Below are 23680 nucleotides of genomic sequence, written 5' to 3'. Positions count from 1 at the left end.
CGCCGGTCGGCATTTCCGCAGGTGCTCGGGTACCGAATACCTGCGGAAATCCGGCGAAGTCATCCTGCCAGCCCTTGCGGCCTACGGGCCGGTACACAGCTATGTCGCCGTGTTTTCCGAAGCGGAAATCATCCGGATGAAGGCGGGATCATCATCAGCTGAGCGGATGGTCGGCCGTACTTGGTGATCTCGTTCACGCGGTCGACGAACGGCCTCAACGCCCCTGTAGCGCCTTCACGTTGTCGCCGAAGGTCCAGTTCTTCGAGCCGTCCCAGTTCAGGGACCAGGTCATCAGGCCCTTCAGGCCGTTGTTGTAGGTGCGCCATGCCTGTGACACCTGCGGGGGTGCCAGGTAGCCGCCACCCGCACCCGGTTGTGCCGGCAGGCCCGGTACCTGCTTGTCGTAGGGGACCCTGATCGTGGTTCCCTGGACGACGAGCCCCTTGTTCAGGCAGTCCGTCTGGGCTGTGAAGCCCTCGACCGTGCCGGCCGAGTAGGAGTCGCCTGCACAGCCGTACATGCTGCCGTTGTAGTACTGCATGTTCAGCCACCACAGGCGGCCGTTGTCCGCGTACTTCTTGATGACGGGCAGGTACGCGCCCCAGATCGAGCCGTACGTCACACTGCCGCCGGTGACATAGGCCGTCTCGGGGGCCATGGTCAGGCCGAAGTTCGAGGGCATACGGGCGAGCACGCCATCGATGATGCGGATGAGGTTGGCCTGCGAGGCCGACAGCTGGTTGATGTTGCCGCTGCCGGTGAGGCCCGTCTCTATGTCGATGTCGATGCCGTCGAAGTTGTACTTCTTCAGGATCGGCACCACGGTCTCGATGAACCGGTCCGCTACGGCGGTGGAGTTGAGGTCGATGCCGGCCGCAGCGCCGCCGATGGACATCAGCAGCGTGGCGCCGTTCGCCTTGGCCTGGCACATCTCGGCCGGCGTGGCGACCTTCACCGTCGAGTCCATCCCGTCCTCCCACAGGACGGTGCCGTCCGAGCGGATGACGGGGAACGCCGCGTTGAGCACGTTGTAACCGTGGGCTCCGATGCGGGAGTCGGTGAGGGGGATCCAGCCCAGTCCGGGGTGCACGCCGTTCGCCGCACCGTCCCAGTTCTCCCAGTAGCCCTGGAGCACCTTGCCGGCGGGCTTGGACTTGACGGCGCAGGTGTCGGTGCCGGTATCGGCCTGCGGGGCGGTGTGCGCCGCGGGCACGCCGGGCGCCTCGGCGGCGGTGGAGGGCGGAGCGAGCGGCAGCTGCGCGACGCCGGCCAGTGTCAGGGCGGCTCCAAGTAGACGTAAGCCCTTGCCGGTCACGCCGTGTTCTCTTTTTGTCATGACCGGGATGATTGCGGACCGAGACAGATTGGTCCAGACCTGCGGTCGATGGACTGGCGGATCTGGACCAATCGGTGCCGGGTGGCAGGCGGAGCTGCGTCTTATGCCGAGCGGCGGCCCACAGGGCGGAAGACGCAGATTTGTACGCCGGTCGCAGCGGTTGTGCAGGAGACCAGTTCCAGCGGGCGGGCCTGCCCGTCCTCCGGGAAGAGCCGCTTGCCGCCGCCGAGCAGCACCGGCTCGATCATCAGCCGGTACTCGTCCACCAGGTCGTTCTCGATCAGGGCGCGGGCGAGGGTCGGGCTGCCCATGACCTGTACGTCGCCGCCTTGCTCGGCACGCAGCCTCGCGACGGTATCGAGAAGGTCACCGGGCCGCACCAGATTCGAGTGGTGCCACGACAGGTCCGACGGTGACAGGGTCCCCGAGACGACGTACTTGGTGATCTCGTTCATGCGGTCGGCGAACGGGTCCCCCGCCCGATCGGGCCAGGCGGCGGCCATGCCCTGCCAAGTACGCCGCCCGAACAGCAGCGCCTCCGTGGCCGACAGGGCCTCGCCGATCGCGGGGCCCATGCTCTCCGGGTCGAAGTACGGCATGGACCACCCGCCGTGCGCGAAACCGCCCTCGGTGTCCTCCTTCTCCCCGCCGGGGGCCTGAACGACGCCGTCCAGGCTCATGAAGTCACTCAGTACGATGCGCATTTCCCTGGCTCCTCGCAGCTCCACCTTCGATGGCGGGCCTCCGGATGGCAGACCGCCTGCGCACCATCGCCGGCCGACCGGGCCGACGCCGAAACGACCGAACATCCGCCGATTCCGGAGCGCATGGGAAACACGCTAGCGGCGACCACTGACAACGCCCGGACAGCCGAGCCGAACGCCTCCGCCCGGGACGGGAGCGGAGGCCGGTGGGCCGCACCGCCTTTCTCACTGAGGGGCGGGGTCGGCGACTCGTGTGGCGAGGCGGCGGCAGGCGCGGGTGATGAGGCGGGAGACGTGCATCTGGGACATGCCGAACTGTTCGGCTATGCGGCTCTGGGTCATGTCGCGGAAGAACCGCATGTACAGGATCTGCCGCTCGCGCTCCGGCAGGGCCTCCAGCTCCGGCTTGACCGTCTGGCGGTCGATGACCAGGTCGAAGCCGGACTCCGTCTCCCCGAGCGTGTCCTGGAGGGAGTAACCGTCCTCGGCGCCGGTCAGTTCGGCGTCCAGGGAAAGCGTGGTGAAGCTCTCCAGGGCCTGGCTGCCGAGCCGGACCTCTTCCTCGGTCATCCCGGTGTGCTCGGCGATCTCCTGGTGGGAGGGCCCGTGGTCGTCCACCCCGCGGGTGAGCTCCTGCCGGGCGGTGCGCACACGGTTACGCAGCTCCTGTACGCGGCGCGGTACGTGCACTCCCCACAGGTTGTCGCGGAAATGCCGCTTGATCTCGCCGGTGACGGTGGGGATGGCGTAGCTCTCGAAGGCGGTTCCGTGGGCGGGGTCGTAACCGTTGACGGCCTTCACCAGGCCCAGGGCCGCGATCTGCTGCAGGTCTTCGACCGTTTCGCCGCGGTTGCGGAAGCGCAGCGCGAGGCGCTCGGCCATCGGCATCCACGCGCAGACCAGACGCTGGGAGAGGGCTTCGCGCTCGGGACCGTCGGGCAGGGTGGCCAGGCGGCGGAAGTCGGCTTCAGTGTCCGGGGCGTCATGGTGCGAGTGCCGGCCACGCCGGCGTGTGGCGGGGGCGGTATCGCGCTGCCGGCGGGTCCGGCGGACGGGCTTGCCCGGCGGGCGAGTACGGGCCGTGTCACCGCGGCGACGGGCGGTGGCGCGCCGCGCCACGGTGGACTCGGCCGCCGCCGGCTCCTGCGCGGGCCGCGTGTCCTCGTTCGGAATTTCGCCCTGAATTCCGCTCTGTGTCTCGGCCTGTATCTCGGTCTGGATCTCGGTCTGAATGTCGCCCTGGGGCTCGTTCTCGGTGGTCGTGGGGGGCGTGCTGAGCATGGTCCTGGCTCTCCCTGGTCCTCGACGCTCTTCTTGCCGGGTCCGTGGGCGGAGCAGCGACCAGCCAGACGCGCCCGCCAGGAAGCCACTTCTCCCACGGGGCGTGCCTACAAGTCCGAAGCACGTGTTTTTCTGCCTGCCCGACCGCGTGGGCGGTAAACACGTCCTCGTGGGAGCGGTCGCGGTTGTTCTGTAACGCGGCTGAGGCGAGCCGGTGCGTTCAGGCGCTTGCGGCGGCTGCTGTGGTGTCCGGGGTGCGGGTGACCACGCGTAGGCGTACCAGCGCGACGCCCAGTACGAGCAGGCACAGGACCAGCAGGCAGACGGGGCGGAAGGCGACCACCTTGAAGTTCAGGGCCGCGGCCAGGGCGATGCCTACGGGGGTGGCGATGATGCCGATGAGCGGGATGGCCACGGCGATGGCCTTGACGGTCCGGCGGCGGTGCGGATCGGCGCCGTGGCGCAGGACGGCGGAGACCGCGGCCAGGGAGCCGGCGTAGGCGGCCAGCGCGCTCACGACGTACAGGGCGAGGATGACGGGCACGGACATGCCCAGCCAGACCTGCGATCCCGTCGGGCCGACGGAGACGGCCCGTACGGCCCAGTTGTCCAGGGGAGAGGCGGGCGCGAAGGCGAACTCGGCGAAGCGCGATGACGGCGCGAAGACGAAGAACAGGGCCATGAAGGCGCCCGGAAGCGCGCCCAGAACGGTGGCGGCGACGACGCGCCCGACCCGCCTGCGAGGGCGGATCAGGCCGCGCTCGGCGGCCCAGGTACGCGCCAGGGCGGCGACGTCACCGCCGACGTAGTCCTCGGCCGTACGCCCATCGGCGGCGGCCGCCGCGAGGTCGGCACTCAGCTCCTCGGCCATCTCCTGCGTGGCCTGCTCCAGTACGCCCAGCCGTCTCCACACCCGTCTTGCCTGCCCCACCGTGTCAAGCGCCATCGTCCCCACCCTCGCCCTCATCTTGATCCTGATCCTGTGGTCCCGGTCCTGGTCCTCTGTGCGTCACGACGGCAGTACGCGTGCCACTCCGGCGGCGAAGTCGCCCCACTGCGCGGTCCATTCCGCGAGCTCGCGCTGCCCGACGTCGGTGAGGTGGTAGTAGGTACGCACCGGACCGCCCGCCCCCGGACGCCGCGTCACGTCCACCAGGCCCCGCGAGCGCAACCGGGCCAGGGCCGGGTAGATCGAGCCGCTGGCGACCTCCAGGCCCTGCTCGGCCAGACGTACCGTCATCTCATAGCCGTAGGTCGGACGCTGCGCGATCACGGCGAGCAGGCACAGGTCCAGCACACCCCGCAACCACTGCTGCCGAAGCCCTTCGTTGACTGCCACGTTGAGTATCTTGCTGTACAAGTATGCTGCGGAGCAAGTTAGTTCCGAGAGGCCATCGGTGTCGCTGGGCCGAACCGCGCCGCCGGCGTGGGCCACTACCGGGTGCCGCTTGTTCGGTAATCGTCGGTTTTGGCGGCTGATAGGCGTCTAATCTGATGACGCGAGGGACTCATGAGGCGTTCATGGCCTCATCCGGCGCAATCACCCATTGGCGGACGCCTGGACGGCGTCGAGACGGAAGCGGTGGTCCATGACGAGTACGCGCATATCTCGCGGGAGACGCGGGGCTGTTCACGCGGCGGCGGCCGGGCTGTTGTCGCCGCTGTTAGTGGTCGGGCTGCAGGCGGCGCCCGCGCACGCCGCCTCCGGCTCCTCGTGCGGCGGCCTGCAGGGCCCGTACCAGAAAGAGGCCGAACGATTCCTCGGGCGGCAGGCCGACGGCAGACAGTCGGTCGGCGACTGCCGCGCGATCCGGGATTTCCAGCGTGCGCACGGCATCTATCCGCAGTACGGATACGCGGGGCCGGTCACCTGGAACGTGATGAAGGTCGTGAAGAAGCAGCGAGCCGCGGGGAAGAACCCCAATCGGGCGGGCAACTGCCCCGTGAACAAGGGCCGCATCGCGTGCGTGGACCTGACCCGGCAGATCAGCTGGATCCAGGACGGCCACAAGCTCGTCAAGGGCCCTGTGCCGGTACGCACGGGACGGAACAAGTACGAGACGCGCACCGGACTGCACCAAGTCTTCTGGCGCCACAAGGATCACGTCTCCACGCTGTATGACGTGCCGATGCCGTACAGCCAGTTCTTCGACGGCGGCGAGGCGTTCCATGCCATCGACGGCAGCGTGTGGTCGGCACCGGGCTCGCACGGCTGCGTCAACATGCGGCCCGCGGACGCGAAGAGCTACTGGAAACTGCTGAAGACCGGCGACGAGGTGTACGTCTACGGGCGCAAGGCCGGCACCTGACGTTGGCCATCGCCGTCCCCGTCCCCCCTCCTGGTATTGGCGGACGGGGACGGGGGCCGGGACGGGGGCGGCACGGTCTCGAAGGCCCGCCGAGGAGCCGTCTCCGCTAGTTCGCTGACGGGACGCCGGCGGTCTCGCGCAGTTGCGTCAGGAGCGTGAGGGCGTCGCGCAGCGTGAGGGGGTAGCGCATTCCTGGTTGCTGCGGCCCCGCCGTTGACCAGCCGGGGCCGCAGAGCAGTACGGCGGGTTGCCGGCGCGCGCCCCTCATGCCCCACCGGGTGGCGGCCACCTGCCGGGCGAGGGACGGGCTGGCGGTGCCGCGTACCTGGGACCAGAGGACGATCGCCGGGGGGCCGGTGCGCCGTACGGCCGCGGCGAGCGCGTCGATCGGTACTGCCGCACCGAACATCCGGGTGGCCAGGCCGCGTTCGGAGAGCACGGCGTTGAGGGCTTCGAGGGGCAGCGTGTGCTGCTCTTCCGGTACGCAGGCCAGGAGCAGCGGCGTGCCGGCCGTCGGCGGTGGCGCGGTGACACGGCGGAGCGCGCTGGAGACGTGCCAGGACAGCAGGTGTTCCGCCTCTACGTAGCGGTCGCTGGACGTGGTTTCCCATTTGCGTCCGACAGCGTGCAGGGTCGGCACCATCACCTCGTCCCAGGCGGTGACCAGGCCGTGCGCGTCGACGAGGGACGTCAACCGGTGCGCCATCGCCGGGGCGTCGAGCCGGGTGGCGGCGCGGATGAGGCCCCGGCACTCCAGACGCGCGTCTCCGGGGCGCAGCGCGCTGCGTGAGGAGGCCGGGAGCGCGGGCGCGGGCTGTTGCTGACCGCGCTCTTCTCGTCGACTCGTCGCGGCGGTCGACTTCTTGGCGGTGCGGGCCGCCTCGGCCGGGGGCACGCCGGCCGACGTGAGGCGGCACATCTCCTCCAGTACGGCGACGTCCTGCGGCGTCCAGCGCCGGTGCTGCCCCTCGGGGCGCACGGCGGGACCGAGACCGTAACGCCGGTCCCAGGACCGCAGGGTGGTGGGCGCGACTCCGAGGCGCCGGGCGAGAGCGCCCGTCGTCATCGCGGTATCGGCGGAACCGGGATCACCGCCCGGCTGCCGGTGCGCGTGCCCGGTGTGCGCTGGCCCCGTGTGCGCTTGCTCTGTGTGTGCGTGCCCTGTATGTCCGCGCTCCACGAGCCGAGCATACGACGCACAAACGACGCGAGTTGCCGAGTCGGACAAAGGATTTTCAGGATGGTGCCGCCGTTCCGCCCCGCCGTTCCACCCCGCCATTCCGCCCCGTCAGGCCCTGCCGGCCCTGTCAGGAGGAGCAGCCGCCATGTCCGCAGACCGTACCGCCGCGCTCCGACCGGCATCGCCGCCCCCGCCCGATCCGCGTCCCACGGGCGTCCCGACGCGGGAATCGCTCACGGACGAGGAACTCGTGCGCCGGCTCGCCGCGGGCAGTGAGGCGTGCCTGGCCATCGCGTACCACCGCTGGCAGCCGCTGGTACTCGCCCTGGCCCGGAAGGCACTGGGCGACTCGCAGGAGGCCGAAGACGTCACCCAACTGGTCTTCCTCGCCGTGTGGCGGAACCGGCACCGGTACCGGGCGAGCCGCGGGCCGGTCACCGGGTGGCTGATCGGAATCGCCCGGCACAAGATCGCGGATACCTTGGCGGCGCGCACGCGCCGGGCTCGGCTGATCGCTGCGGCGGGCTCGGCCCTGCCGCTCGCCCCCGAGGTGACCGGCAGGGCCGACGAGGTACTCGACCGGGTCCTGCTCAGCCACGAGCTCGCCCGGCTGCCTGAGCCGCAACAACAGGTGCTGCGCATGGCCTTCTACGACGACCTCACCCAGGCGCAGATCGCGGAACGCACCGGCTGGCCCCTGGGCACGGTCAAGAGCCACGCCCGGCGCGGCCTGCACCAGCTCCGGCGCGGCCTGGAGTCGAGCCGCAGCAGCAACGCTGCCGAGCAGTCGAAGAGCTGATCAGGCGGGCGTCACCGGGCGCGGATGAGCTCCATTTGGCGGTCTCGGTGGGCGGTTGAGGAGCGGGGCGAAGGCGTTGTGTCGGGCTGCCGCCGTGCAGTCACGCAGATTTCACCTCCGACGTCTACCCGCATAGACGGCGGCGCGGGACCATGAGCGCGCCACTCCCCCGCAGTTGTTCTGCTCGGAACACCGTCGTCCGTCTCGGAACCAGGAGATTGTCATGCACATATCTGTTCGCCGTGGGGCCATCGTCACGAGTCTGGTGGCCGCCGCCACTGCCGCCATGAGCCTCTTCGGTACGGTCCCCGCGCAGGCCGAGTTGCCCACTCCGGTCAGTGCCGCCACCGCCCGTTCGTATCTGACCTCGCTCAGCGTCGGTGCCGAGCATTCGCGGGACGGGTACAGCCGGGATCTGTTCCCGCACTGGATCACCATCAGCGGGGCGTGCAACACCCGTGAGACGGTGCTCAAGCGCGACGGCACGAACGTCGTCACCGACTCCGCCTGCGCCGCTACCAGCGGCAGTTGGTACTCGCCGTATGACGGCGCCACGTGGTCGGCCGCCTCGGATGTCGACATCGACCACCTCGTGCCGCTCGCCGAGGCGTGGGACTCCGGCGCGTACGCGTGGACCACCGCCAAGCGGCAGAACCTGGCGAACGACCTCACCCGGCCGCAGCTGCTCGCCGTCACCGACAACGTCAACCAGTCCAAGGGCGACCAGGACCCCGCCACCTGGTGGCCTTCCCGCGCCACCTACAAGTGCACCTACGCGCGGGCCTGGGTGCAGGTGAAGTACTACTACGGGCTGAGCGTCGACTCCGCCGAGAAGAGTGCGCTGTCGTCGGTGCTCAACGGATGCTGACGGCTGCCTGAGCAAGGGCTGTCACGGCCGGGCGGGCGGTCCGCCCGTCGGTCCGGCGGGCCGATGTCAGTGGTGCGGTTTACGGTGATCCCATGCCCGACTCCGATGACGTACGCCGGATCGCCCTCTCCCTGCCGGAGACGGTGGAGAAGGAAGCCTGGAGCATGCCCACCTTCCGGGTCGCCGGGAAGATGTACCTCACGCTCCCCGACGACGAGACCTCCTTCGCCGTGCGGTGCCCCATTCTGGAGCGGGGGGAGCTGATAGCGGCGGAGCCGGAGAAGTTCTGGGTGCCGCCGCATGAGGCGAGCTCCGCCTGGGTGCGGGTGCGGCTGGCCGCGCTGGAGGACCTGGACGAGCTGCGGGACATCGTCGTGGACTCCTGGCGGCAGGCCGCGCCGGGCCGCCTCCTGGAGACCTTCTCCGGGGCGGGCTGAGCGCGCGCACGGCCCGGACGTGGCCGTCTCCCGGTCCGCTCAGGACGGTCCGGTCGGTCCGCTCAGGACGGCCCGCGCCGCTCAGGACGCCGAGGCCTGCTGCAGTACTTCGGCGAGGCGGGCGAGGGCGTTCAGTACGTGCTCCCGGTCCTCGCCCAGTCCCTCCAGCAGCTCGGCCTCGATGGCGAGCTGGCGGGGAAAGAGGGCGTCGACGGCGTCCTTGCCGGCCTGGGTGACGGTGACGAGGGCGGCCCGGCGGTCGGCCGGGTTCGGCGTGCGGGCGATGAAGCCGCGCTTCTCCAGCTTGGCCAGCGCCTTGCTGGCGCCGGCCCGGGAGATGCTCATGCGCTCGGCGAGGCGGCGGGCGATCACCGGCTCGTCCGCGTGCCGGAGCGGGATGAGCAGGTCGACCTCGGGCGCGGTGAGCGGCGCCCCCTCGTAGAGCGGTTCGACCGCGCGGTCGACCAGGGCGGTGATCTGCTTGAGCAACGCCACCACCTCCATAGGCGAGGTGTCCAGACCGGGATGGTGCGCGGCCCACTGCTCACGGACGCGGGAGGGGGGAGGCAGCATCGGCAGCGCCTTTCGGTCTCGGTGCATGGTCAATGGTGAATGGTGAATGCGGCTCGTCGATCAGATCAGGTCGGCCGGTCGTCGACCGTTTCGTTAACTGGTGAACCATCGGTTATCTTTTTGCCATGATATCTCGCTCTCCCGCCGCCGCGGACCCCGCGCACGCCCCGCCCGGCGCCCCCGCCACGCCCGACACACCCGGCACCGCCCCGGCCGCGCCCCCGAAGCGTGCCGGCGCGCTGATCGCCGTGCTCGGTGCGCTCACCGCCGTCGCCCCGCTCGCCACCGACATGTACGTGCCGGGCTTCCCCGCCATGGGTGCCTCGTTGCACGCCGGCAGCTCCGCGATTCAGCTCACCATGACCGCCTTCCTGGCCGGGCTCGTCGTCGGCCAGCTCGTCATCGGGCCGCTGAGCGACAGCCTCGGGCGCCGGCGGCTGCTCCTCGCGGGGGCGGCGGGCTTCGCCCTGTTCTCCTTGGTGTGCACGGTCGCGCCGGGTGTGGAGGTACTGACCGCCGCCCGCTTCCTTCAGGGGGCGACCGGCGCAGCCGGCATGGTGCTGGCCCGCGCGGTGCTCACCGACCGCTTCCACGGGGCCGACATCCCGCGCTACTTCGCCGTGCTCTCCCAGATCCTCGGCGTCGCGCCGGTGGCCGCGCCCGTGCTCGGCGGCGCGGTCCTGTCGGTGTCCACGTGGCGGGCCGTCTTCGTCGTGCTCACCGTCATCGGCGTGCTGCTCCTGTTGGCGGTGGTGGCCAAGGTGCCGGAGTCGCTGCCTCCGGAGCGGCGGCACGCCGGCGGGGTGCGCGGCACGTTCCGGGCGATGGGCCGGCTGCTGGGCTCGCGGGCCTTCATGGGGTACGTGCTCGTGCTCGGCTGCACGGCGGCGGCGCTGTTCTCGTACATCGCCGGCTCCAGCTTCGTCTTCGAGAACCTGCACGGCGTCTCCCCCACGACGTACTCGCTGATCTTCGCCGTCAATGCCATCGGCATGCTGGCCGCCGGAGCGGTCTTCGGGCGGCTGGCCCGCCGGGTGCGGCTGAACGTCCTGCTGGTCGCCGGGGTGGCGCTGGCCCTGGTCGGCGCGCTGGCGCAGGTCGTCGTGCTCGCGGTCGCGGGCGAGACGTTCGCCGGGACGTGGCTGTCCCTGTTCGTGACCACGTGCGGCATCGGGCTGGTCTTCCCCGCCACCATGAGCCTCGGGCAGACGCTGGGCCGGTCGGCGCCCGGTGCGGCCTCCGCGCTGCTGGGCGGCCTCCAGTTCCTGTTCGGCGCGATCGCGTCACCGCTGGTCGGTCTGTTCGGGGAGGACAGCTCCGCGCCGATGGCGCTGATCATGCTCGGCTCACTCGTGGCGGCCGGCGGCTGTCTGCTCGTCCTGGCCCGCCCCTGGCGCGGCGCCGGCGAGCTCGCCGGGCGGGAGCGCGACGCGGGCTGACGGTCGCACCGTAAGGCCGGTCGCTCCCCGTAGGGCGCGAGGCCCCATGACGGCGCCTCAACTTCCCCCTCCGAAAAGGCGGAACGCGGAACAAGACCGTCTCCCGAACCGTTCATCAGGAGTGATCGCAGGTCACATACGCACGAGCGCAGGAGGACAGGTGCCCCCTTCCGTCGAGTCCCCTTCCGTCGAGCACCGGTTCGTCGAAGTCAACGGCGTCCGGCTGCACATCGCCGAGCAGGGGCAGGGACCACTGGTCCTGCTGCTGCACGGCTTCCCGGAGTCCTGGTACTCCTGGCGGCACCAGTTCGGGCCGCTGGCCGCGGCCGGGTACCGGGTCGTCGCCCCCGACCAGCGCGGCTACGCCCGCAGCGAGCAGCCTGCGGACATCTCCGCGTACAGCATGCTGCACCTCACCGGAGACGTGATCGGGCTGATACGGGCCCTCGGTGAGGAGCAGGCGGTCGTGGTCGGGCACGACTGGGGCGCGCCGGTCGCCTGGACGACCGCCATGCTCCGCCCGGATGTGGTGCGCGGCGTCGCCGGGCTGAGCGTGCCGCCGGTGCCACGCGGCACGGCCGCGCCGCTGCCGGCTCTGCGCGCCCAGCTCGGCGAGGGGTTCTATCAGCAGTACTTCCAGGAGCCCGGCGTCGCGGACGCCGAGCTGGCCCGGGACGTGCGGTCGACGTTCCGTCGGCTGCTGTACGGCGGTTCCGGGGACAGCCCGTTCACGGACCCGCCGGTGCCGTGGGTGATCCCCGAGGGCGCTTCGGTGCTGGACACGATGCCGGAGCCGAAGGAGCTGCCCGGCTGGCTCACCGACGACGACATCGACGCCTTCGCGCGCGACTACGCCGAGCACGGCGACCGGGCGTTCACCGGGGGCCTCAACTGGTACCGCAACATCGACCGCAACTGGGAGCTGCTCGCGCCCTTCCACGACCGGGGCATCGACATACCCGCGCTGTACGTCGCCGGGGACCGCGATCTGGTCCGCGGCTTCCCCGGCATGGACCGGCTGCTGCCCGTCCTGGACCAGCTGCTGCCGCGATTGCACGCCAATGTCACGCTGCCCGGCTGCGGCCACTGGACCCAGCAGGAGCGCCCCGACGAGGTGAACGCGGCGCTGCTCGACTTCCTCGCGCAGCTGCCCGTACTGGACTGAGACGGCGCCGAAGGCGACGGCCGCCCGGTCGGGCAGGGCGCCCCCGGAGGCAAGCGAACGCCGCGCCCACCGGCCCCTGTTCACAGCGGGACCGGTGGGCGCGGCGGCAGCGCCTGAAGGCGTGCGCGTCAGGCCGAGCGGGAGCCGGCCGTCAGCTCGTCGGAGTCGAGGATCTCCTCTCCGTAGAGGTCCTGCAGCCAGTTGGACTGGTAGATGGTGTCGAGGTAGCGCTCGCCGAGGTCAGGGGCGATGGCCACCGCTGTCAGGTCGCGGTCCTCATGACGCGCCAGCCAGTCGGTCGCGCCGCTGACCACCGTGCCGGTGGAACCGCCGAACAGGAATCCGCTGCGGGCCAGGCGGTGGCAGGCGCGGACGGTGTCCGCCTCCTCCACCCGGATCACCTCGTCCACGTAGGACTCGTCCAGCAGCGCCGGGCGGACGCTGGTGCCCAGGCCCGGGATCATCCGGCGGCCGGGCGGGCCGCCGAAGGTGACCGATCCGACGCTGTCGACGGCGATGACCCGGACCCTGCGGTGCCACTCCCAGAAGTAGCGCGCGCAGCCCATCAGCGTGCCGGTGGTGCCGGCGCCGACGAACAGCACGTCCAGGTCGGGGAACTGGCGGGCGATGGCCGGTGCGGTGGTCCGGTAGTGCGCCTTCCAGTTGCCCGGGTTGGTGTACTGGTTCAGCCAGACGTACCGGTCGTCGGAGGCGCACAGGGCGCGCACGTAATCGATTCGCGCGCCCAGCCAGCCGCCGTTGGCGTCCGGTTCGGCGATGAGGTGCACCTGGCTGCCCAGGGCCTCCATCATCCGCCGGGACGACAGATTGCAGCGCGGGTCGGTCACGCACAGGAACCCGTAACCCTTGCTCGCCGCGATCATGCTGAGTGCCACGCCCAGATTCCCGGACGAGGACTCCACCAGGACCGACCCCGGCATCAGTGCACCCTCGCGCTCCGCGGCCTCGACCATCTCCGCCGCCGCCTTCAGCTTGATCGACCCGGCGAAGTTGAAGCCCTCGCACTTCAGGAAAAGTGGCTGCCCGAAGATCGAGCGCAGGTCGACGTAGAGCTCTTCCTCATTGAAGTCCAGGGGAACGGATATGACTGGCACGATGACCCCCTCATTTGATGACCCCCCATGTGCGGCCGTAGGATCCGGCCGCTCATCCGTACCGGCGCAACTCGTGGAAGAAGCCGTCGATGACGTGCAACTCCCCCGAGCGGACCACTTCGTCGTAGACGTATTTGCCGACCGCCAGGTCCAGGACCCCAAGCCCGAACGGCGAGAAGACCACCGGGCGGTCCGCCGGCGGCCGCGCCTTCCCCGCCATGACCTCGGCCAGCGTCCCGTGCAGGAAGTCCCTGCTGCCGGAGAGCTGTTCGGCCAGGTGGGGTGAGGTGTCAGCTTTCAGGCAGTGCTCGATGTCGTCCACGATGTTGGCAGAGGCGAGCACGATCTGCGGCGCGAGGTCGCGCAGCGAGACGTGCAGCACCAGCGGATGGTGTGCGAACCACGACACGTCGCTGACGTGCGGCCGGCCCGCGACGGTGGCGAAGATCACCAGGTCGCTCAGGCGGATCAGCTGCTCGGCGCTGTCGTGGACGGTGATCCGGGCGCTGGTACCGGACTGTTCGAGGTACGTGCGGAAGCCCGCGGCGCTGTCGGCGGACACGTCGTGCACGCCGATCTCCTCGAACGCCCAGCCGGTGGCGGCCAGGAACGTGTGGATGTAGCGGGCGATGAGGCCCGTACCGAAGAAGCCGACCCGCACGGGCCTGGGCCGGCCGCGGCTGAGCCAGTCGGCCGCCGACGCCGCCGAGGCGGCCGTGCGGGTGGCGGAGATGATCGAGCTCTCCAGGCACGCGAACGGGTAGCCGGTGTCGTGGTCGTTGAGGATCAGGACCGCCGACGCCCGGGGAATGCCGGCCGCGACGTTCTCGGGAAAGCTGGATATCCATTTCAGGCCGTCGACCGGCTCCCGGCCGCCCACCGACGCGGGCAGCGCGATGATCCGGGAGGACGGGCGGTCGGGGAACCGCAGGAAGTACGAGGGCGGGTTGACCGTGTCGCCGGCGCCGTGCAGCCGGTAGGTGTCCTCGACCAGGTCGACGAGCTCCCGCTCGCGGCCGTGCAGGGCGCGCTGGACCTGGGAGCCGGAGACCACCGCGAACGGCGGCACCCTCGTCGGCTCCCGGCCGGTGGCTTCGTCGGCGGTGGGGTGGATGGTCGTCACCGGGACGTCACCTCGATCGTGGGCGCGCAGTCGGCCAGCCGCACCCCGTCGGCCATCGCCACCAGCACTTCGCGCGGTCCCTCGAAGGGCTCCCTGCTGTGCGCGGTACGGACGTTGTCCACCAGGAGCAGATCGCCGGCCTGCCAGGGCTCGCGGGCCGTGTGCTCCTCGTAGACCTTGTTGAGCAATTGCACGATGTCCTCTCCGATTGCCTCACCGCCGCCGAAGCGCGTGTTGAACGGCAGCCCGTCGGCGCCGTATTCGTCGACCAGGTACTCGCGCACCTCGGGCGCCATGGTCCATTCGTTCAGGAAGGCGATCTGGTTGAACCAGCAGCGCCGGCCGGTGACCGGGTGGCGTACCACGGCGCTGCGGCGCTGGCTGGTGCGCAGGCCGCCGCCGTCCTGCCATGCGAAGGCGATCGCGTTCGCGCGGCAGTACCGTTCGACCGCGCCGCGGTCCTCGGTGCCGAACGCCTCCTCCCAGGACGCGCCGATCTCGTCGTTGTAACTGCGGGTGAGCAGCCAGCCCTCCCGCTCGAAGCGCCGCACCAGTTCGGTGGGCAGCGCGTCGAGCACGGTGGGCGCGTCGGCCACCGCGGTGGCCCCGCCCTCGGCCGGCGCGGTCAGGCAGGCGAACATCATCAGGCCGGGGAAGGTGAGGGTGTAACTCAGCTCGTGGTGCATGCACATCTGCTGGTTCGGCGGCCATTTGGTGGAGGAGTAGACCCCCTCCTCGGGATAGGTCCGCCGGGGCGCGAACGCCTCCTGCTCGCTCAGCAGGCCGGTGGCCAGCCGCCGGAAGACGGCCCCGGTACCGGCCGGGTCCCGTAAGCCCAGGCCGCGGACGAGCAGTGCGCCGTGTTCGGCAACGGCGGCGCGCAGGGCGTCCCGGTGCTCGGCGACCCAGCGCGGCGCGTCACCGCTGGTCTCGGCCCGCAGCATCGGGGGCCTGCCTGGCTGGCGTTCCACGTCGAGCAGGGACGCCGGGTATGACGACATTTCTGTTCTTCCTTTCGTTGTTATCAAGAAGAAGCCAACAAAGCGGCGGCCTGTACGGCCTGTGCCGCCCGGTCCGGGCGGGTGCGCAGGAAGTAGTGGCCGCCGTCGGCCAGTTCGTGCAGTTCCACGTCCTCGGCGAGCAGCTGCCAGTCGTGGTGTCGGAGGCCGGCGTCGGCCGTGGCCGGGTCGTCGGCGGCGACGACCACGGTGACCGGTGCGGACAGCTTCTCCGCCGGCGGGTCCTGCAGCAGGCCGGCGAAGTATCGGTGGGCGGCGAGGCAGTCGTGGCGGTAGGCCGCGCCGACGTGCTCGGCGCGCTGGGCGTCCAGCTCCTCCAGTTCGGTGTAGCCGCCCTCCGCCGAGAGCTGCGCGGCGATCCGCGCGTTGTCGCGGCCGGCGAGCACGGTCATGGCGGCGCGCCGGGCGGCGGCGTCGCCGGGCAGCTGCGCGGCGAGGAAGAGGCGCTGGACGGTCACACCGCGCCGTTCCAGGCGCCGGGCCGTCTCGGCCGCGAAGGCGGTGCCCGAGGAGTGGCCCCACAGCAGTACGTTGTCCAGGCCGCGCCGGACGATCTCGGTGACGGCCTGCTCGGCCACCTCCTCCAGGGGCGCGAACGGCTCGCTGTGCGCCGCGAGGTCGTGCCCGGGCAGCTCCACGGCGTAGACCGCGCGCCCGGTCCCGCGCAGGGCGCGGGCCAGCGGCTGGAAGTTGACCGCGTTGCCGCCTGCGTACGGGAAGCACACCAGCGCCCCGGCGGTGCCGCCGCTCGGCTCCGCGAGGGCGTGCAGCAGTCCTTCGCGGCGTACGGAGCGGCCGTCGACCACGTCGGCCAGGTCGGCGAGGACCGGGTGGCGGGTGACGTCCTTGAGGGAGACGGCGCGCTTCAGGGTGACGGCGAGCTTCACCGCCGACAGGGAGGTGCCGCCGCGGTCGAAGAAGTGGTCGCGCCGGCCGATGCGTTCCTGCGGGATGCCGAGCACGGTGGACCAGGCGGCGGCCAGCCGCCGTTCGGTGGCGGTGCGCGGCGCGTGGTAGTCCTCCTCGGCCATCCCCAGCCGGCCGGCCAGCGTGGTCAGCGCCTTGCGGTCGATCTTGCTGTTGGCGGTCAGCGGCAGGCTGTCCAGATGGTGGAAGGCGGCGGGCACCATGTAGCCGGGCAGCGACTCCCCCAGCCCCTTGCGCAGCGCCGTGACCTCCAGTTCGCGCCCGGAGTAGAAGGCGATCAGGTGCTTGCTGCGGTCGGCGCGCTCGGCGACCACCACGGCGCCGTCCCGTACGCCGGCCATCCGCAGCAGCGCGTTCTCGATCTCGCCGATCTCGATGCGGAAGCCGCGGATCTTGACCTGGGTGTCCCGGCGGCCGAGGAACTCCAGCTTGCCCGCCGCCTGCCACCGGCCCCGGTCGCCGCTGCGGTACAGCCGGGCGCCGGGGTGGTGCGGGTCGGGCAGGAACGCCTGCCGGGTCCGCTCCGGGTCGTTGACGTAGCCGCGACCGACGCAGACACCGGAGAAGACGATCTCGCCGGGGGCGCCGAGCGGTACCGGGGCGAGGTGGTCGTCGACGACGTGGACGCGCACATTGCGCACGGCGGGGCCGAGCGGCACCCGGTCGCCCTCGGGCGCGCGGACCATCACCTCGTGGTTGGTGTCGTCCGAGGTCTCGGTGAGGCCGTAGGCATTGACCAGCTTCAGGCCCGGCAGGACCGTGAAGAACCGCTGGGCCAGCTCCATCTTCAGGGCCTCGCCGGTGACGGACACGCAGTGCAGGTCGGACAGTTCGCGCGGGGCGGCCTCCAGCGCGGACAGGACGACTTCGAGGTAGGACGGGACGACCTGGACCACGCCGGCCCGGCCCGCGGCGACCGTGTCGACGAACCGCTGGACGTCCAGCACCTCGTCCTGTCCGACCAGCAGCGTCCGGCCGCCGACCAGCAGGGCGGAGACCAGCTGCCACAGCGAGATGTCGAAGCACTGGGGCGCGGTCTGGGCGACCACCTGCCCCTCGGCGATGCCCAGGTCCTCGATCTTGGCGTAGAGGTGGTTGAGCATCCCGGCGTGCTCGCACATCGCGCCCTTGGGCTCGCCGGTGGAGCCGGAGGTGAAGTAGATGTACGCGAGCTGGTCGGGCTCGATGAGAATCCCGAGGTCGTCCTCGGTGTGCCCTTCCTCGTACGCGGTGCCGATGAGGAGCTTGCGGGCACCGGGCACGGCGGTCAGCGCCTCGTCCAGGGTGGCGGTGCTGCCGGGTTCGGTCAGCACGAGGCCGCACTGCGCGCGAGAGAGCGTGGTGGCGATGCGGTCGGCCGGGAAGTGCGGCTCGACGGGCAGGTAGACGCCGCCGGCCTTGAAGACCGCCAGCACGGCGGCCATCCAGTCCAGGTTGCGTTCGGTCACCACGGCGACGACGCCTTCCCGGCGCAGGCCCCTGGCCAGCAGGGCACGCCCCAGCCGGTTGGCGCGGGCGTTGAGCTCCCGGTACGTCCACTGCCGCGTGCCCTGTACGGCGGCGACGGCGTCCGGGTGGGCGCGTACCCGACGCTCGAACAGCTCGTGGAAGCGGGCGTCGGGCAGCTCGCGCCGCGGCCCGGCCAACTCATCGAGCTGGTACCGGAGTTCACCGGCGGACAGCAGGCTCTGCCGCGTGTGGTCGGCGTCGGGCCCGGCGGCCAGCAGCGCCAGCGCGCGGCGGTGGTAGCCGGCGATCCGGTCCACGCACGCCGCGTCCAGCGCCTCGGTGCGGTACCGCAGCCGCAGTACCAGTTCCTCGCCGCCGCGTGCCGTGACGCCCACCCACAACACGGTGTCCCCGGTCGGCTCGCCCGCACCGCCGGTCGGGTCCCACACCGTCTCGTACTCGGGCCCGGTCACGCCCAGTTCGCGCCGGAGGGCGTCGACCGGGAACTCACGGTGCGTCAGCAGCTCGGAGACGGCGCGGTCCACGTCGTGCACCAGCGCCCGCCAGGTGCCGGCACCGGTCGTCAGCGGGCAGGGCAGCGGCCGGCCGTCCCGTACGGCGACATGCCCGGTCACCACGTCCCGCTCGCCCGCCAGCGCCGCGAGCACCTTGGCGTGCGCGGCCAGCAGGAGGGAGTCGAACGGCACCGCCAGCTCCTCCGCCAGCCGGCGTACCGCCGTGACCACCTCGGCCGGGACGCTCGCCACCTGCTCGGCGACGCCCGGCACCGGATGCCGGGTCCACCGCGGGAGCGCGGTGACGCCGCCTCCCACGAGTACACCCCGCCAGAATTCCCGACCGCTCTCAGCCGGCATTGCCATGGGATCTTCCCCCTCCACGCACCGTTGTCGCGGTGCGGCGCGCCGCTGTCCGAAGCGGTGCGGTCGTTGTCGTCGATTCCTCGCCAGCCCGCGTCGGCGCACCGCGGTGCGCGTCGTCCGGCGGGTGCGGTGGTCGCTGCCTCATGCGGTCCGGTGGGGCGCCCGGTGCGTCTCGGCGGCCGGGTTTCCCGCCCATCGTGCGTGCTGCGGGATCTCCTCGCCCTTCATCAGGAAGGAGTCGGCGGCCAGCACCGCGCCGTCGCCCATCGTCACGCCGTAGTGGACCAGTGCGCCGATGCCCAGCGTGCAGCCGGCGCCGATCGTGATGTGGTCGGATTTGAAGGTGCCGTCCTCCTGCGAGTGGCACTGGATCTTGCTCCCCGTGTTGAGCGTGGCGTCGTCGCCGATGCTGGTGAGGGTGCGTTCCGTTATGTAGCAGCCGTCGTCGAAGACCCGCCGGCCCAGCCGCACGCCCATCAGCCGCCAGAGCAGGTTCTTGAACGGGGTGCCGTTGAACACGTTGAAGTGGGTGTCGGGCACCTTCCACAGGCGCTCGTGCCACCAGAAGTACGGCTCGTAGATGGAGCACAGCTGCGGCAGCAGCGGGCGGAAGCGCAGGATGGCCCGCTCCAGCAGGCCGAAGTAGACGGTGGTGAAAGCGATGCTGAGCGCCATGTACGCCGCGATCAGCAACTGCTCGGCCACGCCGTACAGTTCGACGGCCGCGACGGCGAACACGGTGAGGACGAAGACGTGCACCCAGCGCAGCAGCAGGAAGATGCCCATCGTGGTGATGTTGTGCCGGTTCTTCATCCCGAGGCGCCGGCGGAACTCGTCGCCGGTACGGAAGTGGTCGAAGCGGGTGTCGCGCTCGACGGTGCGCGGGATCTCGAAGCTCGGCGAGCCGAGCAGGCCCACCCCTTCGCGGATCTCGCCGTCGAGCGGGACCATCACCTTCGTCGCCAGCAGGCAGTTCTCTCCGGTCCTGCCGCCGGAGGGGTAGGCGATGAAGTTGCCGAGGAAGTTGTGGGCGCCGATCTCCGCCCGGGAGACGCGGAAGGACGTGCTGGAGAAGTCGGCGTTGATGACCGACAGCCCGTCCGCGACCATGGTGCCGCTGCCGACCTTCGCCAGGAACGGTGTCTCGTGCGCGATGCCGGCGCCGAAGTTCGACCCGGTCTGCTCGACGCGGGACAGGTCGTATCCGAGGCAGCGCAGGTAGGGGACGATGTAGGAGCTGTCTCCGAAGAGCCACTTGAAGAACTTGACGTTGGTCATCCGGGCGACGGCCCGGTGCACCGAGTAGTGGAAGCCGTACAGCGGATAGGTCCGGTCCGGCCGGACCAGCAGGCTCAGCAGGCGCGGGACGGTGAAGAGCCAGATCATGCCCAGGAAGGTGAAGCCGAAGAACACCACGACGGAGATGACCAGCGCGTCGAGGTACAGCTCCGCCGAGGTGAGGCCCTCCGTGCCCGGCCCCAGCCACTTGCCCAGCGCGGGGACCTCCGTCAGCAGCATGTACATGGCGCCGACGGCCAGCGGCGTGTAGATCAAGCAGACCTGGACCAGGGTGAGGAAGCCGTAACCGAAGCGGCGCAGCGTGCCGCAGTCCGCCGGCGCGACCCGTACGTAGTCCAGCTCGGTCCGCTGCGCGGGCGAGCCGTGCCAGTGCTGCCCGGCCGGCACCGCCTCGCCGCTCTGCAGCGCGGAGGCATGGCCGAGCTGGGCACCGTCGCCCATCGAGGTCTTGATGTCCAGGACGGTCCGCTCGCCGATGTACACGTCGCGGCCGAGGGTGACGGGGCCGGTCTGGATGCGTCCGGCGTGCGCGCGGTAGCAGAGGAAGAACGCCTCCTTGCGGATCACCGTGCCGGCGCCGATGGTCAGCAGGTCGGTGCAGACGGGCACGGAGTGCGAGAGGATCGTGACGTTCTTCCCGATGCGCGCGCCGAGGGCCCGCAGGTACAGCACGAACAGCGGGTTGCCCACGAAGAGGCTCATCGGGTTGGCGTGCAGCAGTACTTTGACGGTCCAGAAACGCAGATAGCCCAGGCTCCAGACGGGGAATTCGCAGGTCTTCCAGCGGCCGACGAGAATCCATTTGGCCGCCACCGGGAAAAGGCACAGGCCGAGGAATCCGGCGCTGCCGAAAAGGGCCGACCGCAAGTAGATGTCGGCCAGTCCCGAGCCGGCGGAGACCCAGGTGTAGCCGCGGACGGTGACCAGTCCGGCGAGGTAGGAGTAGCCGAGGAAGATCAGCAGCTGGAGCGTGCCGCACAGTACGTACCGCGGCGTGCTGCCGGCCGGGGCCGGGTCCTCGGGGACCGCCGGCGCCCGCTCTTCGGTGGCGGTGGGCGGGACGGCCGGCAGGGCCGTGGCCAGGCTGCGGATGGTCGGGTGGCGGTAGATGTCCTTCATGGAGACCGACGGCAGGTCGCCGCGCTTCCTGACCCGCGCGCAGAACTGCGCCATGACCAGGGAGTTCGCGCCGAGGTCGTCGAAGAAGTGGCTGTCGACCGGCACCCGCTCGGCGCTCACCAGGCCGGCCAGCACCTCGGCGAGGATGCGCTCGGTGCCGGTCGCCTCCGGCGCGGTATTCCCATGATTAATTGTTGAAGATTCAACCAGATCCGCTGTCGAAATCTCGACAGGTTTTCCCACCACGTGAGCTCCTTGTAAGTCAATGTCGTCAGCGGTGCGCGAATTCAATGCATTCGCCTGTGCGGTGGGGGGACTGGTGCGAATCCGTACGCGGCGAGCCGGAATCGGGGCGGGGCGCTGGGCCCGGACAGCTCTGCCGCCAGTACGGCGGAATCATCGACGCCCTCGGCGGCCGGCTCCCCGGACAGGAGAGGAAATGGCCGCGAGGCACGGAGAGAAGGGGCGGACGACCGGCGCCCGCCGCGAAGGCGTGCGCTGCTCGGGTTCCGGTGCGGTCGTGCTGATCGCTCTCGCCGTCGTCCTCGGCGTGGCCCGGATCCTCTGTGGGGCGGGGATCCTCGGTGCGGTGACCGCGGCCCGGCACGGTGTCCAGGCCCTGCGCTGTGTCCGGGTCGACGGCCCGGCCGGTGAAGCCGGCCTTCAGGGCGGCCCGGTCAAGGTATCCGCACATCGTGAGTCGTCTGCTGCGCGCCGGGTCGAACCGGCGCGTGCGGCGGCTCTCCGCGGCCCGCCCGAAGGGCGCGAAAGCGGTCACCCGGCGCGACGAGACACGGCGCGGCAGCACGGTCACCGTGCACGCCCCCGCGGCGCGCACGGCCGGAGCCGGCCTGTCGTACGGCGAGTGATCCTGGAATTCCCCCCGTTCCCCGTGAGCGCCCGGGCCCCCCGACCCGGACACTTCCCCCCTACCAACCAGCCTGTCGTAACCCTGCATCGACGTCATGAGCACGGCTCCCCCTCGAGACGCGCATAGGTGGTGACAGCAGGTTAAGCACGCCCGGACCCGGGAACCATCCGGTGGCCGAACTCGGCGTGAAGCGGTTCACCCACAGGTGTTTGTGCAGGTAGCAGGAGAGAACAACGGAACCGAGCGGCCTCACACGCCACGTCCCGGAGGGGCGGGCGCGCACTGAATGAGCACGCGCCCGCGCGCGCCCTCCGCTGTCAACACCGGAGTGCGCCCCACCGCCCGCCGTCGCGAGTGCCGCGAGGGACGGCGGGCGCGTCCCGTTGCTGAATCCCTCGGTCCGCGGCCGCACACGGGTGTGTGATTTAGCCGACTCCGACTTCGGTGGAACGGAGCCAGTCGATGAGGAGTCGGTTCACCTCGTCGGCGCGCTCCTGCTGGATCCAGTGGCCGCAGCCCTCCAGGAGATGGCAGGAGACCAGGCCGGGAAGGGTGGTGGGGTACGCCTCGATGGCCTCGCGCATCCACGTGGTGGAGGCGTCGAGGGTGCCGCCGAGGAAGAGCGAGGGCTGGGTGACCGGAGCGCCGTCCCAGGAGGCGAGGTCCGCCCAGTCCCGGTCGACGTTGCGATAGCGGTTGAGCGCGCCGGTCATGCCGGTCCGCTCGAACTCCCCCGCGTACACATCGAGATCGGCCTCGGTGAGCCAGGACGGCAGGACGCCGACGGGGAAACGGTCGCGGAGCCGGCCGCCTTGGGGCACGAAGAAGAGGCTGCCCTCGCCGCCCCGCGGCATCGTGTCGGCCGAGAGCCCGGCGTAGAACCCGGCCAGCCAGCCGCGGACGTCCGGTTCGATCTCGGCCTCCGCCCGGCCGGGCTCCTGGAAGTAGCCGACGTAGAACTCCTCGTCGCCGCCGAGCGCCGCGAACGCCTCGGTCGGCCGGGGCCCGCCCCGAGGCGCGTACGGCACGCTCAGCAGCCCGACGGCCGTGACGAGGTCCGGCCGGAGCAGCGCGGTGTGGGCGGCGATGGGCGAGCCCCAGTCGTGGCCCACGACGACCGCGCTCCCGGCGCCGAGGGCCTCGATGACGGCGGCGGTGTCCTCGACGTGGTCCAGCATCCGGTACGCGTCGACCGCGGCGGGCGCGGAGGAGCGGCCGTATCCGCGGACGTCGACGGCCACCGCGCGGAAGCCGGCCGCGGCGAGCGCCGGGAGCTGGTGGCGCCAGGAGTACCAGGACTCCGGGAAGCCGTGGACGAAGAGGACCAGGGGGCCGGTGCCCTGCTCCACGAGATGGATACGGCCGCCGGGCGTGCGGACCAGGCGGTGCTGCGGTGTCGGTACGGGAGTGGGCTGCGGCATGTCTCCTCCTGAGGCGGTGGCGGGCGCGGTCCCGCTTTCCGTGATCAGCGGTTCCCGCTCTCCGTGATCATCGGACGGCCGCGCGGCGGGTGCGAGCTTTCTTGCCGGTCCGGCAAAGAGGTGGCCGGGCGGCACCGCCCGCACGGGTTCCGCCCGCGCTCGGGGTGACGGGACCGGCGGGCCCCGGTGCCCGGTTCCGGCCGCTTCCGCGGCGATGCGGGCCCATGCACCTCCCGGGATGTCCGGTGACTGCCGCGGCGGTTGGGCCGCGTGGGCACAGGCAGGTGCCGCGCGGCGGGCCGGGCCCCCGCTTTCCGGCCCCGGCCCCGCTGACCGAATCGCCTCGGACCGGCCCGGGAACGGCC

20 protein-coding genes are annotated in these 23680 nt (G+C 71.1%); 7 read left to right on the top strand and 13 right to left on the bottom strand.

From position 1 onward, the window contains the following. Positions 1–214: 214 nt before the first annotated feature. The 5 genes from ABT381_RS13065 to ABT381_RS13045 form a co-directional block, all read right to left on the bottom strand. Positions 215–1336: a chitinase gene (locus ABT381_RS13065; RefSeq protein ID WP_467754521.1), complete on the bottom strand. Its 1122-nt coding sequence runs from the start codon at positions 1334–1336 to the stop codon at positions 215–217. A gap of 101 nt (positions 1337–1437) precedes the next feature. Beyond that, positions 1438–2040, bottom strand: coding sequence for a dihydrofolate reductase family protein (locus ABT381_RS13060; RefSeq protein ID WP_351592189.1), 603 nt, complete (start codon positions 2038–2040; stop codon positions 1438–1440). Positions 2041–2265: 225 nt separating this feature from the next. Then, on the bottom strand, positions 2266–3159 hold the full coding sequence (locus tag ABT381_RS13055) for a SigB/SigF/SigG family RNA polymerase sigma factor (protein WP_467754526.1): 894 nt from the start codon (positions 3157–3159) through the stop codon (positions 2266–2268). 382 nt (positions 3160–3541) lie between these two features. Continuing rightward, on the bottom strand, positions 3542–4267 hold the full coding sequence (locus ABT381_RS13050) for a hypothetical protein (RefSeq protein WP_351592185.1): 726 nt from the start codon (positions 4265–4267) through the stop codon (positions 3542–3544). A 63-nt stretch (positions 4268–4330) separates the two neighbouring features. After that, positions 4331–4660: a PadR family transcriptional regulator gene (locus tag ABT381_RS13045; protein ID WP_351592183.1), complete on the bottom strand. Its 330-nt coding sequence runs from the start codon at positions 4658–4660 to the stop codon at positions 4331–4333. Between the two features lie 250 nt (positions 4661–4910). Here ABT381_RS13045 and ABT381_RS13040 point away from each other — a divergent pair, with 250 nt between their 5' ends. After that, positions 4911–5630 (top strand): L,D-transpeptidase family protein, encoded by a 720-nt coding sequence (locus ABT381_RS13040; RefSeq protein ID WP_351592180.1) that lies wholly within the window; start codon positions 4911–4913, stop codon positions 5628–5630. Positions 5631–5736: 106 nt separating this feature from the next. Here ABT381_RS13040 and ABT381_RS13035 read toward each other — a convergent pair whose 3' ends face one another. Continuing rightward, entirely contained in the window at positions 5737–6696 is a 960-nt protein-coding gene (locus ABT381_RS13035) for a MerR family transcriptional regulator (protein ID WP_351592177.1), read from the bottom strand. A 259-nt stretch (positions 6697–6955) separates the two neighbouring features. Here ABT381_RS13035 and ABT381_RS13030 point away from each other — a divergent pair, with 259 nt between their 5' ends. The 3 genes from ABT381_RS13030 to ABT381_RS13020 all read left to right on the top strand — a co-directional run bounded on the left by ABT381_RS13030 (position 6956) and on the right by ABT381_RS13020 (position 8914). Beyond that, positions 6956–7609 (top strand): RNA polymerase sigma factor, encoded by a 654-nt coding sequence (locus ABT381_RS13030; RefSeq protein WP_351592174.1) that lies wholly within the window; start codon positions 6956–6958, stop codon positions 7607–7609. Between the two features lie 286 nt (positions 7610–7895). Further along, the gene (locus ABT381_RS13025; protein ID WP_351592263.1) at positions 7896–8477 is read left to right on the top strand and encodes a GmrSD restriction endonuclease domain-containing protein; all 582 of its coding nucleotides are present in this window, start codon (positions 7896–7898) and stop codon (positions 8475–8477) included. 92 nt (positions 8478–8569) lie between these two features. Continuing rightward, a complete protein-coding gene (locus ABT381_RS13020; protein WP_351592170.1) occupies positions 8570–8914 on the top strand; it encodes an MmcQ/YjbR family DNA-binding protein in 345 nt (114 codons plus the stop codon). 81 nt (positions 8915–8995) lie between these two features. Here ABT381_RS13020 and ABT381_RS13015 read toward each other — a convergent pair whose 3' ends face one another. Further along, positions 8996–9514 (bottom strand): MarR family winged helix-turn-helix transcriptional regulator, encoded by a 519-nt coding sequence (locus tag ABT381_RS13015; RefSeq protein WP_351592167.1) that lies wholly within the window; start codon positions 9512–9514, stop codon positions 8996–8998. A gap of 98 nt (positions 9515–9612) precedes the next feature. On the opposite strand from ABT381_RS13015, the gene ABT381_RS13010 reads away from it, so the two are divergent. Both ABT381_RS13010 and ABT381_RS13005 read left to right on the top strand, forming a co-directional pair. Continuing rightward, positions 9613–10926: a multidrug effflux MFS transporter gene (locus ABT381_RS13010; protein WP_351592164.1), complete on the top strand. Its 1314-nt coding sequence runs from the start codon at positions 9613–9615 to the stop codon at positions 10924–10926. 160 nt (positions 10927–11086) lie between these two features. Further along, positions 11087–12091 (top strand): alpha/beta fold hydrolase, encoded by a 1005-nt coding sequence (locus ABT381_RS13005; RefSeq protein ID WP_351592161.1) that lies wholly within the window; start codon positions 11087–11089, stop codon positions 12089–12091. 128 nt (positions 12092–12219) lie between these two features. Here ABT381_RS13005 and sbnA read toward each other — a convergent pair whose 3' ends face one another. The 5 genes from sbnA to ABT381_RS12980 all read right to left on the bottom strand — a co-directional run bounded on the left by sbnA (position 12220) and on the right by ABT381_RS12980 (position 21269). Beyond that, entirely contained in the window at positions 12220–13206 is a 987-nt protein-coding gene (gene sbnA, locus ABT381_RS13000; protein ID WP_351592158.1) for a 2,3-diaminopropionate biosynthesis protein SbnA, read from the bottom strand. A 52-nt stretch (positions 13207–13258) separates the two neighbouring features. Then, positions 13259–14329, bottom strand: a complete 1071-nt coding sequence (gene sbnB / locus ABT381_RS12995; protein ID WP_351592155.1) for a 2,3-diaminopropionate biosynthesis protein SbnB — start codon at positions 14327–14329, stop codon at positions 13259–13261. Then, entirely contained in the window at positions 14326–15330 is a 1005-nt protein-coding gene (locus tag ABT381_RS12990; protein ID WP_351592152.1) for a TauD/TfdA family dioxygenase, read from the bottom strand. The genes sbnB and ABT381_RS12990 overlap by 4 nt, the downstream gene beginning before the upstream one ends. A 23-nt stretch (positions 15331–15353) precedes the next feature. Beyond that, positions 15354–18605, bottom strand: a complete 3252-nt coding sequence (locus ABT381_RS12985) for a non-ribosomal peptide synthetase (RefSeq protein WP_351592149.1) — start codon at positions 18603–18605, stop codon at positions 15354–15356. Between the two features lie 141 nt (positions 18606–18746). Then, entirely contained in the window at positions 18747–21269 is a 2523-nt protein-coding gene (locus ABT381_RS12980; protein WP_467754520.1) for a Pls/PosA family non-ribosomal peptide synthetase, read from the bottom strand. 449 nt (positions 21270–21718) lie between these two features. Here ABT381_RS12980 and ABT381_RS12975 point away from each other — a divergent pair, with 449 nt between their 5' ends. Beyond that, positions 21719–21892 carry a hypothetical protein gene (locus ABT381_RS12975; RefSeq protein WP_351592146.1) on the top strand — a complete coding sequence of 58 codons (174 nt, stop codon included), beginning with the start codon at positions 21719–21721 and terminating at the stop codon, positions 21890–21892. 427 nt (positions 21893–22319) lie between these two features. On the opposite strand, the gene ABT381_RS12970 is transcribed toward ABT381_RS12975, so the two are convergent. Continuing rightward, positions 22320–23315 carry an alpha/beta fold hydrolase gene (locus ABT381_RS12970; protein WP_351592143.1) on the bottom strand — a complete coding sequence of 332 codons (996 nt, stop codon included), beginning with the start codon at positions 23313–23315 and terminating at the stop codon, positions 22320–22322. Positions 23316–23680 lie beyond the last annotated feature (365 nt).

The organism is Streptomyces sp. NPDC000151, from assembly GCF_040301705.1.
Classification (GTDB): Bacteria; Actinomycetota; Actinomycetes; order Streptomycetales; family Streptomycetaceae; genus Streptomyces.
This window is presented reverse-complemented; position numbering and strand designations above follow the sequence as displayed.